Source organism: Candidatus Rokuibacteriota bacterium (genome assembly GCA_030647435.1).
Lineage (GTDB): Bacteria > Methylomirabilota > Methylomirabilia > Rokubacteriales > CSP1-6 > AR37.
This window is the reverse complement of sequence record JAUSJX010000006.1, coordinates 65,723-80,750: the sequence shown is the minus strand read 5'-3', so window position 1 is coordinate 80,750 and position 15,028 is coordinate 65,723. Positions and strand designations below refer to the sequence as shown.

The window sequence follows — 15,028 nt, the reverse complement described above, 5'->3', positions numbered from 1 at the left end:
GGAGCCGCTATGGTAACCCAACGGAACCGGAAGCCCGGCCTACGCCGCGAGCCACCGGAGCTCGAACCCGCCGCCCTTGTCGCGCACGTGGCCGCCGTGAGGCGCGGGGAAGTGCGCGGGCAGCAGGAGCGCCCCGCGCTCGCAGCACGTCTCGAGCAGCCGGCGGCGGGAGGCGGCGGAGGCGGCCGGATCGATGCACGCGACGGTGCTCCAGTCGGGGCGGTACACCTGGATCGGATGGTGGACCACGTCGCCCGCGAACACCGCCTCGGACCCTTTCGACGCGAGCCGGATGTGGACGTTGCCTGGCGTGTGCCCGGGTGCGAGCTCGACGTGGAACGTCCCGTCCACCTCGTGCCCGTCCTCGATCATGTCGGCGCGCCCCGCCTCCACGATGGGCAGCACGCTGTCGTTGAACGCGTTGCGGCGGATGGGGCTCGGGTCAGGGTGCGCCGTCCAGTGCTCGTACTCTATTCGAGAAAAGAGGTAGCGAGCTCTCGGGAACGTCGGAACCCAGCGGCCGTCCTCGAGCACGGTGTTCCACCCGATGTGATCGGCGTGCATGTGGGTGCACATCACGTAGTCGACATCCTCCGGCGAGGTGCCCGACGCCCGCAGGCGCTCGAGGAACGGGGTGTTCAGCCGGTGCCAGTGGGCGCGCGGCATCCGGTCCTTGCCGTTGCCGATGCAGGCGTCGATGAGCACGGTGTGGCGGCCGGTCTTCACGATCCAGCTGTGCATGCTGAACACCAGCGCCCCGCGCTCCGCGATGTAATAGCGCGGCGCGAGCCATGCCATGTGCGGGCGCAGCACCTCCGGGTCGAAGGCGGGAAAGAAGCCCTCGGCGGTGAAGCTCGTGTCCACCGTCTCCTCGATGCGGTCGAGGACCGCGCCGCCGACCGTGAGCCTGTCCATTCGGGTCCTCCCCGTCAATTCGGAATCCGCCCGTCTGCCCCGTCGCGGCCAGATTCTACGCGAACCGCCCCCGCCGCTTCACATTCGTTTACACTCGCCACATACGGCCTTGACATGCCCGCGGCACGCTTGGGTCCGAGCAGACCCGAACAGATTCGGGCGGCTGCGATGCAAATTCACGATGAGGAGGGACGTCATGCGAACGACAGGGATGCTCGTAGGGTTGGCGTTGATGCTTGGGCTGGCCATGCCGGTGGCGGCGGAGCCGCCCGACATGGCGCTGGCGGCTTCAGAGACGGTGCAAGCCGTCCCAGAGATACTGCTGGCAGACTATGACGGGATGGGCAGCGGGGGGAACCGTCCGGGGATGCAGGCCCCGGGACGCCCCGGCGGGTGGCAGCGGAGCTTCGGGCACCGCCACGGTCACCACAGGCCCTCGTTCGTCGGGATGGTGCTGATGAACCGGGAGAAGCTCGGGCTGACGACTCAGCAGGTGGACTCGTTCCGGAAGCTCGGGATGGATTCACGGCGCGCTTCGCTCCGGCGCAAGGCGGACGTGCAGATTGCCAAGCTCGACCTCATGGGCCTGCGCTTCAGCGATCCCGTGGACATGGGGAAAATCGAGGCCAAGGTACGCGAGATCGAGAAGCTCAAGGGTGACGGGAGTATCGCCCGCATCCGCGCGGCCGAGGCCGCCAAGGCGCAACTCACGGCCGAACAGCGCGAGAAGCTGAAGAGCCTCCGGCCGACGCGGGGGGGACAGCGCAGAGGCTCTGGCGAGGGCGGCGCGGAAGACTCGGCCGCGTCGGAAGAGGACTCGTAGGCCGCGGCAGCCGGCGTCGGCGTGAGCGCCGGCCCAGGGCGCTCGCCGACGCCGGCTGAGCTTAATGCGGATTCGTGACGGGACGCAACCCTTCCGGGCTATGCGGGACAAGGTACTGAACGCTAACCCTGTTGTAGGCGTTCCACAGAAACTGCCGCGCATGAAACCGAGGCGAAATGAATGCGTGGTCCGCCAAGCCGACGGAGATCGAGCCATCGGGTTGTAAGCTCACCCACCCAATCGTGTGCTTGGAGCCCGCTGATACGGCGTTGACCATCACAAGCATGTCGCCGTCAGGACACTTGCCTTCCAATCCACGTTACGCCGCCGCCAGGTCATGCCCGCTCGCGCTCTGCTGCCAGACGAAGTCGTACACGCGATTGGCGACTACCTCGGTCTCCTCGTCAGTGAAGGGCGGCCTTGGCAGCGCCCGCCAGAGGTTGTCGAGAATGAACACCTTCACTTCGGCTTGGGTAGTCGTGTTCTGCGTCCAGTCGTGCATGGGTCGGAGCAAGTCTCGTAGCGAGGCAAGCAGGCCCTTGCTCGCCTGCTTCAGCCGCTCCCGGTCGGCCTTGCTGATGGTGTCCTTGAACAGAAGATCGAACAGCGCAAGCTCGGCATCGCTGAGGCCTTCGTCGGCAGCACGCCGCTGTTCGACATCGAGACTGGATGCGAGTTCGACCAGCTGCGCGAAGGTCGCCTCGACCGTCACCCGGTCCTTCTCGCGGTTGTAGTCCGCGATGATCTCCTGGTACTTCTTGTAGTAGTCCATCCGCAGCGGGTTCCGGGCGAGCATCTGCGCCAGCTTCTCCTCGACGACCTCGCGGATGTCCTGCAGCGCGGCGTGCTTCCGCCTGACCTTGCCGGCGAACTCATCTCGCAGCTTCGCGAAATCGATCCGGCTCAGGTCCACCGTGAGCCCCTCCGCGTGGTCGGCCCCGGGCGCTGCCGCGCGGATCGCCTCGTTGACGATTCTGTGCAGCTCCTTGAGCACCTCCGTCACGTCCGCCGTGTCGCGCTTCTCCTGGAGCTTCTTGTAGATGGCCTCGATGTTGTCGTGGCGCTCCGCGTAGGCGAGGGCGCTCGGCTCCATCAGCAGCGCTGTGAAGCGGATGAACACCTGGCGCGCAATGATCTCGAATCGGCGCTTGGCCTCGTGGGAGGTGTAGAGCGCGTCCACGCCATCTCTCAGCGCTTCGATCCGCGCAAACCCCGTCGCGCCGCGCAGCCGGTCCGGATCGAACCCAAGGCCCCGGAGGTGCGTTTCGGCCGCCTCGATGGACTGCAGCAGGGCCGCCACCAGCTCCTCGATTGGCGCCACGATGCCGCCGCCACCCTTGCCGTCTTCCTCCTCGTCCCCGAGCGCGTACTGCGCCAGCGCCTCGCGCAGGCTCTTGAGCATGCCGTTGTAGTCGACGATCACGCCACAGTCCTTGCCCGGGTAGACGCGGTTGGCGCGGGCGATGGCCTGCATCAGGTTGTGGGCTCTCATCGGCTTGTCGATATAGAGCGTCGCCAGACACTCCACGTCAAAACCCGTCAGCCACATCGCACAGACGATGGCAATGCGGAAGCGATGCTGCGGGTCCTTGAAGGCATCATCCACGCTCACCCGCTTGCCGTCGGGCGTCTGGAAGCCGGTCTTCATCACGACGCGGTGCGGGATGATGTCGAAGCCCCACTTCTGGAAGTCGCGGACCTCGTTCTGTGCCTCGCTGATGATGATCTCGATGAGGGTGCTCTCCATCCACTGCGCGCGCCCGCGTAGCTCGTCGAGTTGCTTGCTCAGGCGTTCCCGCGCGTCGGGATCGCCCGAAGCTGCCAGCTCCGCTTCCTTCGTCGGGATGATCGTCTTCAACTGGGCGAGCTTGGCCTTCCAGCGTGGCTCGATGCGCTGGAACATCCGCGCGCAGGTCACCCTGTCGATGCACAGCAGCATTGACTTCCCGCTCTGCCAGCGGGTGGAGCAGTGCTCGACGAAGTCGGCGGCCAGCTTGTCGAGGCGATCGTCCGCAGTGATCACCTCGTAGTCCTTGCCGAGGAGCATCTCCAGCAGCGCGGTCTGGTCCGGGTCCAGGTCGGCCTTCTCGACCGCCTCGGCGATCCGGTCATTCAGGTCGAGCCGGGCGATGCCCAGCTTCTCACCTCGGCTCTCGTAGACCAGCTTCACCGTGGACTGGTCTTCCTCGGAGCGCTTGAAGTCGTAGCGCGAGACGTAGGACCCGAAGATGCGCCGGGTCAACTCGTCGTGCTTGAAGAGCGGTGTCCCGGTAAAGCCGATGAAGGAGGCGTTGGGCAGCGCGAGGCGCATGTTGCGCGCGAATCTTCCGGCCTGCGTTCGGTGCGCCTCGTCCGAGATAACGATGATGTCGTCACGCTCGCTGTAGGGCTCGGCGACCGATTGATTGAACTTGTGGACCAGACTGAAGACGAAGCGGTGATTGCCGCGCAGAATCTCCTGAAGCTCCTTGCCGGAGCTGGCGCGCGGCGTCTTCTCGTCGGCGACCCCGCAGCCGATGAACGTACGCCAGATCTGGTCGTCCAGGTCCTCCCGGTCGGTCATCACCAGGAAGGTGAAGTTGCCGGGCACGACCCGCCGTACCTTCTCGGCGAAGAACGCCATCGAGTAGGACTTGCCGCTGCCCTGGGTGTGCCAGAACACGCCCAGTCGTCCGAGGTCCGCGTGCGCTCTCTTCAACAGCGGCAGATCATCGCCGTCCGCCCGTTCTGCGGCTGCCTGCGTGGCGTAGGCTGAGTCCGTCGGCGGCGCCTCGGCGACTTTCAGCAGCTTCGGCTTCGGTACGCGGTATTCAATGATCCGTTCCTGGGGCGGGAACTGCCGCTTCAACGCCTCCTGCCGCAGGGCGGAGGCGACCGCGTTGTTCACGCCCAGCACCTGATGGTTGCGAGCCACGATCTTGCGCGTGCCCCCGGCCCGGCTGTCATCGAGCAGGATGAAGTTCTCGACCAGATCGAGCAGCCGCTCCCTGGCCAGCATGCCGTTCAGAAGCCCCTCGGCGTCCACGCGCCCCTTGTCCTTCTCCGAGTTGCGCTTCCACTCGACGAAGTGCTCCCACTTGCTGGTGATCGAGCCGTAGCGGGCCTAGTCGCCGTTGCTCACCACGAGGAACGCATTGTGGTGGAAGGCGTGGGCGATGCTGTGCTCGCTCAGGTAGTCAGTCAGGTTGCCGTCGAAGCCCGCGCGGATGTTCCGATACACGGCCTTCAGCTCGATGAAGACCAGCGGCAGGCCGTTCACGAAGCAAACCAGGTCGGCGCGGCGGTTGTAGTGCGGCACGCGCACGCCCTGCAGCTTCAGCTCACGCACGGCGAGGAAGCGGTTGTTGGCCTTTCCATCCGGACCAATGCCGTTTCGGAAGTCGATCACCTGCGCCCGCTCGCGGCGCGTCTCGCCTGCTGCGTCGCGCCACTCGACGGGCACGCCCGTGCGGATGAAGCCATAGAACTCGCGGTTGTGCTGCACCAGCGATCGCGCGAAGTCGATGCGCGTGAGCTTCTCGATCGCCTGCTCGCGCGCCGAAGCCGGCAGGTCCGGATTGAGCCTCTCCAGCGCCGCGCGCAGATCGCGCACCAGCACGACATCCCGCTCGGACATGCGGCCCAGCGTGCCGTTCGGCCCGAAGGTCTCGGCGTTGTAGGCATAGACGCTGTTCCAGCCGAGCACCTTCTCCAGATGTGCGGCGAAGGTCTGCTGGACCAGCCGGTCTTCGCTGTTGATGTCGGTGATCATCGCCGGCTATCCGAGCCCTTCTGCCACACCGCGAACGATCCCGAATGCGCGATCCACGTCGAACTGAGCGAACTCACGGGGCCGCAGGACCGGACGCAGCTGCGCGTCGACCTGCTGCCGGAGGTCGTCCAACCGCTCCGGTGAGACGTTCACCGCACCGGTGCCGGGCACGGCGAGCTTGGCTCGCAGGAGCCGCACGAGCTCCGCGCCGGTAACATCGAGCCCCGCGACACGCACCGCGTGGTCGATGTCGAAGAAGTCGCGAATTGCCACCTCCTGCCGCGACAGAGCCGCGCGGAACTTCTCGGCCATCGCCTCGGCGTACGTCAGGCACCGCGCCGGAAACGTCTCGAGGAGGGCGCCGCCCTGCACCCAGTGGAGTACCACCGTGTGCACCTGAGCGCGCTCGGGTGGCGTCAGAGTCGGTTCGCGCAGGCCGATCTCGAGCTGGATCGTTTCGGTTCCCGAGACCAGGAGCGAGCGATAGCCGAGGGTCGCGTTGTACTGGGTCGATGCGTTGTGGCCTTCGAGGGGAACCAGCAGCTCGAACCCGGGAACTCTGTTCGGAAGCCCATCAACGATCGCCTTGACCGGAGCGATGGCGCGCCTGCGAACACCCCGTGTCGAGTCCGGCGCGGTCGGAATGCTAAAGTCGAGATCCTCGCTCAGCCGGAAGAAGCCCGAGTGTACCTTGGCCAGGCAGGTACCACCCTTGAAGATCAGCGGAACATCGGCCTCCGCGAGGGCCTCGAGGATCACGCTGCAGAAGTAGTCCTTCTCGATCAGGCGTGGGGCGAATCCCGTCTCCTCGCCGGTGAACCGGATCGCCTCGCGCAGCTCCTCCGGCGCCTCTTCGTGCCAGCGGATCGGCATGCTCAGGCCTCGCCGTTCCAGACCACGCCCCAGCGGCGCGCGACGGGGCCACGCTTGGCGCGGCGCGGAATCCAGGGAATCGGGCTGCTGGTCGCGGGAAGCGCTCGGTCGAGCTTGCCCAGCAACGTCTCAGCGATGCCTTCGCGCTCGAGCAGGGCCCCGATCCGGCGGATCGTTCCCCTGTCGCCGTAGCGCAGCGTGAGTTCGACGAGATCGGCCGCCTTGACTCGCTTCGCCTCGAGCTCGCTCCGGATCCAGCGGTATCCCCGCGGGAGGCTCCCGAAGCGGGACCAATCGTAGACGGAGTCGACCAGGGACCGGGCGCGCGAGGAGTAGATCGCCGGTGGGCCGCCCTCCGTACCGGCGGCCTCCTCGGTCGCTCCAAGGCGGGCGTCCGCGACCTTGATGAGGGTCAGTTGGACCGAGCCGATGCTCCGGTCGCCGGAAAGTCGGTTGTTGTAGGCATAAACGCGGTTCGGCATCTGCTCGTCGAAGCCGTACCGGTTGAACGCGTTGAGGCCGCAGATCTGGTAGCGTCCGCCACGGGCGGCCATCAACGTCGCCAGGGCGAGGCCCTCGTCGGGGCTCCACATGCCGCCCAGAGGCAGGCGCGGCGGCACGAGGTAGAGACCGCGCCAGACGCGTGCGATCATCCCGGCGCGCGCCAGGCGACTGAAGAGCTTGCGCTCCTGATCGGCACTGAGGCGCATCGGCTTGCGCAAATCGCCGGTGCGCACACTGGTCCAACGGCGCATCTGCGCGTATGCCAGGAATTGCGTCTCGAGCCGGCCAAGGTTCCGCTTCACGTCCGTACTCTATTGTTGGGATAATCCCCCGTCAAGGGATTTACCCAAGTCTACGAGACGGCCCATCTACGCCGCGATCTCCCCGCTCATCAGGCGCGGTAGCAGCAGGTCGCGGGCGGCGCGGAGTTGCTGGTTCTCGAGATGCAGCACACGGATTTGATCGTCGCAGGGAACCGTCATCTCCTCAAACGCCCGCCTCAGGCGCTCGGGAGGCTCCAGCAGCGCCTGCGCTGAGAATTCCTTCTTTGTCACAGAGGCGAAGATCGCGCCCCCGCCAATGAGATCCTCCTTGAAGAAGTGCGCGCGAAGTTGCTGTAGCAGCAAGGACTGGTGTCCGGTCTTGCTCCGCAATGCAGCAAGACCGCGGCCGATCACGATCTTGTCGAGCGTGACATTCAGTCGACCGACGGGAGCCCGGACGCTGCATAGAATGTCGCCGGCCTCGGCGACGCGATTCAGCGCAGTCGAATAAATGCGGTGGGTTACGAACCGATCGCCGAAATCACTGACGCCTTGGTGAAACGGCAGACCTTCACCGTCCTCGTTATAGTGCTTGGACTCCGGGCTTTGCCCCATCGTGATCTCGGACAACTCACCAAGCTGCCCCCGCTCCCACCCCTCCGGCACGCCTTTGGTGATGCGGGTGTGCTCGTGCCCGGGGAAGCGGAGGCGGACGAACCACTCGCGGTAGAGCTGCCGCGCCGCCTCCTCCAGCAACGCCATCCGCCGCCGGTTGTTCTCGATCAGGTCGTCGTAAGCGGAGAGAACGCCGGCGATCCGCTGTTGGACGTCCAGCCTGGGCAACGCGGCTGGGAAGTTCGGGAACTTCTCAAGCGGGACACGATCGACGGTTGCACCGGTGATCACGCTGCTTTCAACAACGTTCCGCCAGTTACGCGAGAAGAAGAAGTAGAGGAGGTAGCGGCTATCAGCCTGCCCCGGATTGGGACGAACGAGCGCTATCCGTCGGCCCAGGCATCCGCGAAATCCTTCCGGGATGATGGCGTAGCGATGAAGCGTCGCTTCGTAGGTGAAGACAACGTCACCGGGCTGAGGAGTTACGCGCCGAGTCCATCTCGGGTACTCCTCCTCGGAGACGTGACGGATCTCCGACAGATCTAGCTGGCCATCCTCAGTGATGTTCTTGATGCCCAAGAATATCGGGCCATCATGCGATTCCTTCGGCGTGGCATGCGGACCGTCGAAGATGCCAAGACAGTAATCCTTGATTGGCCGGGGCTCGGCGAGCTTTACACTCCCAACTCCTCGAAGTTGGTCTGAATCTTCGCCGCCAGCTCCGACGCCTTCTGATTGAGGTCAGCCAGCTCGGTGCGGACATCGCAGAATCTTTCGATCGCGCTCATTCTGTCGCCTCCAGCAGCTTGGCGATCTCTTCCGGTGAGGGAAGCATGCCTTTGAGTTCCCTGGGCAGGCGCTTCACCAGCCGGTAGGTGGCCACGCCGATGGGTTTGCGGGCGTCGTACAGGGCGTACTCGACGACCGTGCGGTTCTTCTCCTTGCACAGGATGATGCCGATGCTGGGGTTCTCGTCCGCTTCGCGCACCTGCCGGTCGAGGGCGGTCAGATAGAACTGCATCTTGCCGACGAACTCGGGCTGGAACTTGCCGATCTTCAGCTCGATCGCTACAAGGCTCTTCAAGCGGCGGTGGAACAGTAGCAGATCGATGAAGAACTCCTCTCCGTCCACCTCCAGCCGAAACTGGCTACCGACGAAAGCGAACATGCCCCCCATGGCACGCAGGAAGTGCTCGATGCGGGCGATGAGCGCGCGTTCGAGTTCGCGCTCGCTGTGCTCGTCGCCGAGTTCGAGGAAGTCGAAGGTGTATTCGTCCCGGACGGCCAGCTTGGCCTGGGCTCGGATCGCCGGGGTGACGGCGCGGTCAAAGTTGGTCTGGCCCAGCAGGGTCTTCTCGTAGCTCTGATTCTCGACCTGGTGGATCAGGACGTTCTTGGTCCAACCGAACTTCTTCGTCATGCGGATGTAGAACTCGCGTTCGAGCGGATCGGCGCACTGCTCGATAATCACAAGGTTGTGGCTCCAACTGATTTCTCGCACCAGTGGTGCGAGTTTTCCGGATGAGGCGTAGGTCTCGTAGAAAGCCTTCATCCGCCAGAGGTTGGAGGCCGAAAACCCGCCGATGCCCGGGAATGCCGCCTGCAGATCGCCGGCAAGGCGTTCGACCACGGTCTTGCCCCATGAGCGGCCCTTCTGACGCCTGACGATCGTCTGCCCGATATCCCAATAGAGAACCACTAGCTCCTTGTTGACCGCCCGCAGCGCAGCGTACTGGGCGCGGTGGATGCGCTCCTTGATCTCGCCGAGCAGGGCACCGTAGTTCTCTGGCAGGCGGCTGTCGTTCATGCCCCCAACTCCTCGAAGTTGGTCTGAATCTTCGCCGCCAGCTCCACCGCTTCCTTGTTGAGGTCGGCCAGCTCCACATGGATGTCGCGCAGGGTCTGCTCGAAGTCGAAGCCCTCGTCCTCTTCCGGCGGGGCCACGCCGACGTAGCGGCCGGGGGTGAGGCTCCAGTCGGCGGCCGCGATCTCCGCCCGGTCGACCAGCTTGACCAGCCCCGGCACGGCCTGCAGCTCGGCATTCGGGAAGCGGTCCTGCAGCCACACCACCTGCCGGTGGAAGTAGACAGCGGCTTTGAGCTGCTCGACGGCAACCTTGCGCTCCTCGTCGAGCTGCTTCACGAGTTTGGCCGTGGCGCGGCGGTCGTAGGCGGCGGAGATCGCTTCATCGACCGCAAGCTCGGCGCCCAGGTCCGCGATGCGCGCGGCGAGCTTGTAGAGAAGGTCCACCTGTTTGATCAAGCCGCGGATCGCTTCGGCGTTACCCTCGAACGCCGCGCGCGCGGCGTGCTGCTTGTCGTTCTCGCCGGGCAGGGCCTTGGCGTACTTCTCGCCGAAGGCCCGCAGGCTCGCGAGGAGCTTCTTCCGGTCCGCCTCGTAGAGCGCGGACGCCTCGCGCAGCTCGGTCGTCGCGTCGGCAAGCGGCGCCTTCGTGTCGGCTTCGAGCGCGCCGTGCTTCGCCGCCGCGTCGGCGAGACGGCCGAACCGCCCGCGCAAATCCGCGAGGATCGTCTCGAACGTGGCGAGCGCCACCGGGATCGCCGCGCTCTCCCCGCCCACGCGCCCAAGGTAGGTCTTCACCAGTGCCAAGAAGCGCTCCCGCTGGCCGCGGTAGATCCAGACGATGGCGGCGAGGTTCCGCATCTGCTCGGGCGAGAAGTCGTAGATCTTGCGCGTGACCTTGCGGTAGACGTTGCGGGCGTCGAGCATCAGCACCTTGTCCTTGCGCGCCACTGGCTTCGCCCGGTCGAAGTGCCACAGCTCGCAGGGGACGGTGCGAGTGTAGAAGAAGTTTGAGCGGATGGAGATCATCACGTCCACATCGCCCGTCTCGATGATCTTCTGCCGCACCTTCTTCTCGTCGTGGCCGGCGCTCGACGCCTGCGAGGACATGACGAAGCCGGCGCGGCCCTTCGCTCCCAGGTAGCTCCAGAAATAGGAGATCCAGAGGTAGTTGCCGTTCGAGACCTTCTTGCCCTTGTTCACGCCCGGCAGGCCAAAGGGCAAACGCGGGTCGGTCTTGATGCGCTCGGCGTCGACCAGATCGACGTTGAAGGGTGGATTGGCCATCACGAAGTCACACTTGGCCGCGAGGGTGTGCTCGTCCTGGTAGTAGGTGATGGCCTCGGCGATCTTCCCCTCCAGCCCGTGGACCGCGAGGTTCATCTTGGCGAGGCGGATCGTATCGCGGTTCTTCTCCTGACCGTAGAAGACGACCTTCTTCGCCGTGTCGCCGCCCTCGTGCTCGATGAAGTGGCTGGACTGCACGAACATGCCGCCCGAGCCGCAGGCCGGATCGAACACCACGCCATGGTCGGGCTCGATGACGTTGACGATGGTCTGCACGATCGAGGACGGGGTGAAGAACTCGCCGTTGTCGTGCGCCTTCTGCATCGAGAACTTGGCGAGGAAGTACTCGTAGATGCGGCCGAAGACATCACCGGTGGCCAGCTTGATCTGCTCGCTGTTGAACAGGCGCATCAGGTCTTCGAGCACCTTGGGCTCGAAGATGCCGAAGTCCTTGGGCAGGACGCCCAGCAGTGGCTCGAACTCGGCCTCGATTGCCGTCATGGCGTCGGTGATGAGCTTGGGCAGGTCGGCTCCGCTGGTGGCCGCCCGTTGCATGATGGCGTCGTAGCGGGCCGACTCCGGCAACCAGAGCGCGCGGCGTCGCAGGTAGTCGGCCGGGAGCACCTTGCGCTTGGGCATCCTGCCGGTTGCCTGCTCCTCCTCGATCTGCCGATGGGCAGCCTCGAAGCGGTTGGCCGCATGCCGCAGGAAGATCACGCCCAGCACGGGCATGAAGTAGTCGCTGGAGGTGAGCTTGGAATTGGCGCGGAGGTTATCCGCGGTCTCCCAGAGGTCGGTTTCGAGCTTCTCGATGTCTTTGAAGGTGTCGTTGGTCATGCGGCTCAGGAGTTCCCGTTGTCCTTGGCTAGGGTTTTGCGATCGCGCACGGCATTATCCCAAGCCTTGGCGACGACGATGCCGTGGGGCAGCTCTGCTTCGCTCCCGGCATGACGCACCGGTGTGTCGCCGGGAGGGCTAACGCATTGGCGTTCACACGCGGCCACTCGGCCTTGCGCTGGGGCCGACGGGTGCAACGCCTTGTTAGGCAGCGGGCACCAATTCCCGGCAACGACGCAACACTTGGTCGGTAAAGGGCTGCGTTCTTATGTTGTCGCGGTGTAAGTTACCCGCCGCCACCTCGTTGACGACGTCCACAGCGCGCCGAACAAGCGCTGATGCGTCTACAGGGCTCCAAAGAATGTGAAGGAGTTCGTCGCAGAAGCGGGCCATTTCGTGAGAGTTCGGCCTAGGCGGCTGCCGGGGTGACCCGAGCAATCTCGTCGCAAGAAGAATGTGGTAACGCGCGGCCTTGAATCTGGCGTCTACCTCGCCGTTTCGGAATAGGTATTCCAGTCTGTACAGGGCTGAAGCCGCCAGGTAGTAAGGCTCCAAACGATGATCCGGGGCAAAGATATTCGTGCCGACCGTGGCCAGAAGCGCGCGAAAATTCCGCGTCGTCCTGTGCGGTTCCTCCAGGACTAGCGCCGCGTACGCCCTGATGAGATTTGGCAGCGTCACGACCCTTGTCTTCTCGATTCCAGGCACAGTGTTGTACTGACGCGAGCGACGTTCGTAGTAGAGGCGCCTGGCTTCTTCAAAGCTGCCAAAGAAGACCTCCAGCTTCTTCTGAAAATCGTTTAGGGCAAGCAGTTGTTCTTCCTTGACTTGTGTCTGACGATTGGTGGCCTTGACGATAGACGCAATCAATTCTTCGTCTTGGGTCGCAATGAGCCTCAGCGGAATCAGAACTGTGTCGTCGATCTGGCCCCGCTGGTCGAACAGCACGTGGCTCGTCTGACATCCGTTCACGATCTGGTAGTCCTCGATGTGAAATCTGTTCCCTGTCGCCCGCAGGGTCTTGGCAATAATCGTCACACCGTTGTTCATCAACGCGAATCGAGGTCTCTGCTGTACTGACTCGAGCGTGCCTCGAATCTCAGTGTTCACAGCGTTGTAGTCCTGCCAATCTCTGACGTTCTCGTAGAAGATGCTCTTGACCAGTATGCCCGTCTCGTCTTGGAGCAACGAGAGAAACTCCGAAGCGGGCAGTAACCCGAGGTAAGCCTCGGCTACGCCAGGGATTTCTGGCAAAGCCGTTCTCGCGCTGAATGTGATATCCCGAGAGATCGCGTTCTTGGTTTGGTTGTACAGCCGCTGAATTGCGTCTGCATCGAGGTCAATGAACTCCACATCACGAAAGAGTCTCGTCCCTCGAAGATCATCGACGACCACCTGTTGGCGGGCAACAAGGTTTGCATCGTTGACCCATCTTCCAGTCGTAACGTAGTACAGGCGGCAGGTTGGATTCCCTCTTGTGAACTTTGGGCTGAGCGCGTAAATCGCGCTCATAACTGCCGCTGCGTCCCTAACGGCGTCGTTCCTTGGCAGTTGCGGAGTATCCCGAAAGAAGTCGTTGACGCCAAAGCCAAACGTGCCGATCTTGGCCCCGTCGAAGGCCGCCGACCGTTCCGCTTGCACGAACACGAACGTCACGTCCAAGTATCCATTCGTCTCGGCGAGTTCATTCACAAGCTCGGAGTCGGTCACGAGCGAGCCATTGACAACGATCGCTATCGCATCGATCCCAGTGTCGCCCCCGGCGCCAGTTACGAGGTCGGCGGTATCAAAGGTATCGGCCAAGTGCCGCGACGTGGCTAGGTAGGCCGCGAAGTGCTCAAACCGGGTTTCCTCGGGCAGTTGATCAAGCTGGTTCTCGCTGGAGAACTCCGCCATCAGTGCCGCCGTGATGCGATCCATTCTGTGTGCCCTCATCTGAGAGAGAATCCTCGCTTCCGCTGCCTAACGCGCGCGGTCAGTGGCCGGAGGGCGAGCAACGCGAGCCCCCGGCCCACTGCACTGCGGGGTTAGAAAGCCTGCTGCCACAGGCCATCATCGTACGACTCCATCTCGCGGCGGAGCCGAGCATAGAGCGCGTCGAGCTCTTTTCCAAGCTTCTTGTCCGTTGCGTGATTCGCCTCGGCCGCCACGTAGCCCAGTAGCTCATCGAGATCGCCGAGTGTGTATCGGACCACGCGCCTCCCACCGACGAGCTGCGCCCGGCGGAGCGCAGCTGTCAGGTCGGGACCGGCAAACGTGTGCTCGAGCACCAACTGCCGGTCACGCGGCCCAAAGCTCACCGCGACCTTCTGGCCTTCCTTGATCTTCTTCCGCATCACCACAGCTTTCAACGCTCCGAATCAGGCGAGGCGGGCGCCGAGATACTGCCGGCTGGGCTCGCGCGCCGCGCCCGCCGTCGCCTGCATGCGGGGGTTAGGCTCGCCGCCCTCACAGCTCGTATCCCATCTTGACCCAGTAGCGCCAATCCTCCACCCCTTGCTGCGTCCGCTTGTGCGTGGCGCTGATAGGTCTTAGTTGGGCCAGCGGCACCGCCAATCTATCCTTCTCCCAGCGGATGGTGACGAACATCTCGTGCTCGCATTCGTCCTCGCTGGGCATCCCGACGACCTGTACCTCATCCTTGACGCGCAGGGGGGAGATCGCACGCTTGGCGGTACACGTCGCCGTGAACGGAACTTTGAGCTGCTCTTGGAGGTAGTAGTACCAGCCCATCGCCCGCTCGTGAGTATCGTAGGCATCGACGACGATCTCCATCGCGATGCGGCGCTCCCGCTCCCGCTCACACCTCGGCTTGACCACGAGATCCTCCAACGACCAGGGGAACCACGAGCCTAACAATCTTGGCGTTCAGGTGGCGACCCGAGCGCTAGCGAGGAACGTGTCAGGTGCAACGCCGCAATCGGCAGCTTCACGCCGACGAGGAACATCGCACTCACCCGAGTGGCTCCATCAGCTCAAGTCGATTCCCGAAAGGATCGGCGACGTACACCCGATCATAACCCTCAAGTGTGTCGTCGAGGACATCGACGCCGGCCTGACGAAGACGCTCCACCAAAAGCCCAAGGTCGCGCACGAGCAGGGCCGGGTGCGCCTTCCGCGCAGGACGACAGTCTGCCTCCACGCCAAGATGGATCTTCACTGCGTCGCCCTCGAACCAGACCCCACCGCGTTTGGCAAGTTCTTCAGGCTTGGTCCTCTCGGGGATGCCCAAGAGCCCAGAGTGAAACTTCCTCGCCTCCTCCTCGCGGCCGCTCGGCATCGCGAGCTGAACATGGTCGATTCCCACGATCGTCATTGTTTCCATCTCTCGTCTGCCGAACGCCGGGTATCAGCCGC

Annotated in this window: 11 protein-coding genes and 1 pseudogene; 1 reads left to right on the top strand and 11 read right to left on the bottom strand. The window is 64.0% G+C overall.

Going from position 1 to position 15,028, the window contains the following annotated elements:
* Positions 1 to 39: 39 nt before the first annotated feature.
* On the bottom strand, positions 40 to 915 hold the full coding sequence (locus Q7W02_00830; protein MDO8474734.1) for an MBL fold metallo-hydrolase: 876 nt from the start codon (positions 913 to 915) through the stop codon (positions 40 to 42).
* Between the two features lie 196 nt (positions 916 to 1,111).
* Between Q7W02_00830 and Q7W02_00825 the strand changes: the two genes are divergently transcribed.
* The gene (locus tag Q7W02_00825) at positions 1,112 to 1,738 is read left to right on the top strand and encodes a periplasmic heavy metal sensor (GenBank protein ID MDO8474733.1); all 627 of its coding nucleotides are present in this window, start codon (positions 1,112 to 1,114) and stop codon (positions 1,736 to 1,738) included.
* 319 nt (positions 1,739 to 2,057) lie between these two features.
* Here the strand turns inward: Q7W02_00825 and Q7W02_00820 are convergent.
* The 10 genes and pseudogenes from Q7W02_00820 to Q7W02_00775 form a co-directional block, all read right to left on the bottom strand.
* Positions 2,058 to 5,489 (bottom strand): annotated as a pseudogene (locus Q7W02_00820) (type I restriction endonuclease subunit R).
* Between the two features lie 6 nt (positions 5,490 to 5,495).
* Entirely contained in the window at positions 5,496 to 6,362 is an 867-nt protein-coding gene (locus Q7W02_00815; protein MDO8474732.1) for a nucleotidyl transferase AbiEii/AbiGii toxin family protein, read from the bottom strand.
* Between the two features lie 2 nt (positions 6,363 to 6,364).
* A complete protein-coding gene (locus tag Q7W02_00810) occupies positions 6,365 to 7,168 on the bottom strand; it encodes a hypothetical protein (GenBank protein ID MDO8474731.1) in 804 nt (267 codons plus the stop codon).
* Positions 7,169 to 7,234: 66 nt separating this feature from the next.
* Positions 7,235 to 8,323 (bottom strand): restriction endonuclease subunit S, encoded by a 1,089-nt coding sequence (locus tag Q7W02_00805; GenBank protein MDO8474730.1) that lies wholly within the window; start codon positions 8,321 to 8,323, stop codon positions 7,235 to 7,237.
* A 205-nt stretch (positions 8,324 to 8,528) separates the two neighbouring features.
* Positions 8,529 to 9,551, bottom strand: coding sequence for a PDDEXK nuclease domain-containing protein (locus Q7W02_00800; GenBank protein ID MDO8474729.1), 1,023 nt, complete (start codon positions 9,549 to 9,551; stop codon positions 8,529 to 8,531).
* Positions 9,548 to 11,671: an N-6 DNA methylase gene (locus Q7W02_00795; protein MDO8474728.1), complete on the bottom strand. Its 2,124-nt coding sequence runs from the start codon at positions 11,669 to 11,671 to the stop codon at positions 9,548 to 9,550. The genes Q7W02_00800 and Q7W02_00795 overlap by 4 nt, the downstream gene beginning before the upstream one ends.
* A gap of 204 nt (positions 11,672 to 11,875) precedes the next feature.
* Complete coding sequence (locus tag Q7W02_00790; protein ID MDO8474727.1) at positions 11,876 to 13,591, bottom strand: AIPR family protein; 1,716 nt, start codon at positions 13,589 to 13,591, stop codon at positions 11,876 to 11,878.
* A 107-nt stretch (positions 13,592 to 13,698) separates the two neighbouring features.
* Entirely contained in the window at positions 13,699 to 14,007 is a 309-nt protein-coding gene (locus tag Q7W02_00785) for a hypothetical protein (GenBank protein MDO8474726.1), read from the bottom strand.
* Positions 14,008 to 14,119: 112 nt separating this feature from the next.
* Positions 14,120 to 14,491, bottom strand: coding sequence for a calcium-binding protein (locus tag Q7W02_00780; protein MDO8474725.1), 372 nt, complete (start codon positions 14,489 to 14,491; stop codon positions 14,120 to 14,122).
* 133 nt (positions 14,492 to 14,624) lie between these two features.
* Positions 14,625 to 14,987 carry a VOC family protein gene (locus tag Q7W02_00775; GenBank protein ID MDO8474724.1) on the bottom strand — a complete coding sequence of 121 codons (363 nt, stop codon included), beginning with the start codon at positions 14,985 to 14,987 and terminating at the stop codon, positions 14,625 to 14,627.
* Between the last annotated feature and the right edge of the window lie 41 nt (positions 14,988 to 15,028).

What these genes read in the sequence shown, in the direction of transcription:
- Q7W02_00790 (MDO8474727.1), bottom strand. Translation starts at nt 13,591, where the DNA reads ATGGATCGCATCACGGCGGCACTGATGGCGGAGTTCTCCAGCGAGAAC.
- Q7W02_00775 (MDO8474724.1), bottom strand. Translation starts at nt 14,987, where the DNA reads ATGACGATCGTGGGAATCGACCATGTTCAGCTCGCGATGCCGAGCGGC.
- Q7W02_00825 (MDO8474733.1), top strand. Translation starts at nt 1,112, where the DNA reads ATGCGAACGACAGGGATGCTCGTAGGGTTGGCGTTGATGCTTGGGCTG.
- Q7W02_00830 (MDO8474734.1), bottom strand. Translation starts at nt 915, where the DNA reads ATGGACAGGCTCACGGTCGGCGGCGCGGTCCTCGACCGCATCGAGGAG.
- Q7W02_00815 (MDO8474732.1), bottom strand. Translation starts at nt 6,362, where the DNA reads ATGCCGATCCGCTGGCACGAAGAGGCGCCGGAGGAGCTGCGCGAGGCG.
- Q7W02_00785 (MDO8474726.1), bottom strand. Translation starts at nt 14,007, where the DNA reads ATGCGGAAGAAGATCAAGGAAGGCCAGAAGGTCGCGGTGAGCTTTGGG.
- Q7W02_00795 (MDO8474728.1), bottom strand. Translation starts at nt 11,671, where the DNA reads ATGACCAACGACACCTTCAAAGACATCGAGAAGCTCGAAACCGACCTC.
- Q7W02_00800 (MDO8474729.1), bottom strand. Translation starts at nt 9,551, where the DNA reads ATGAACGACAGCCGCCTGCCAGAGAACTACGGTGCCCTGCTCGGCGAG.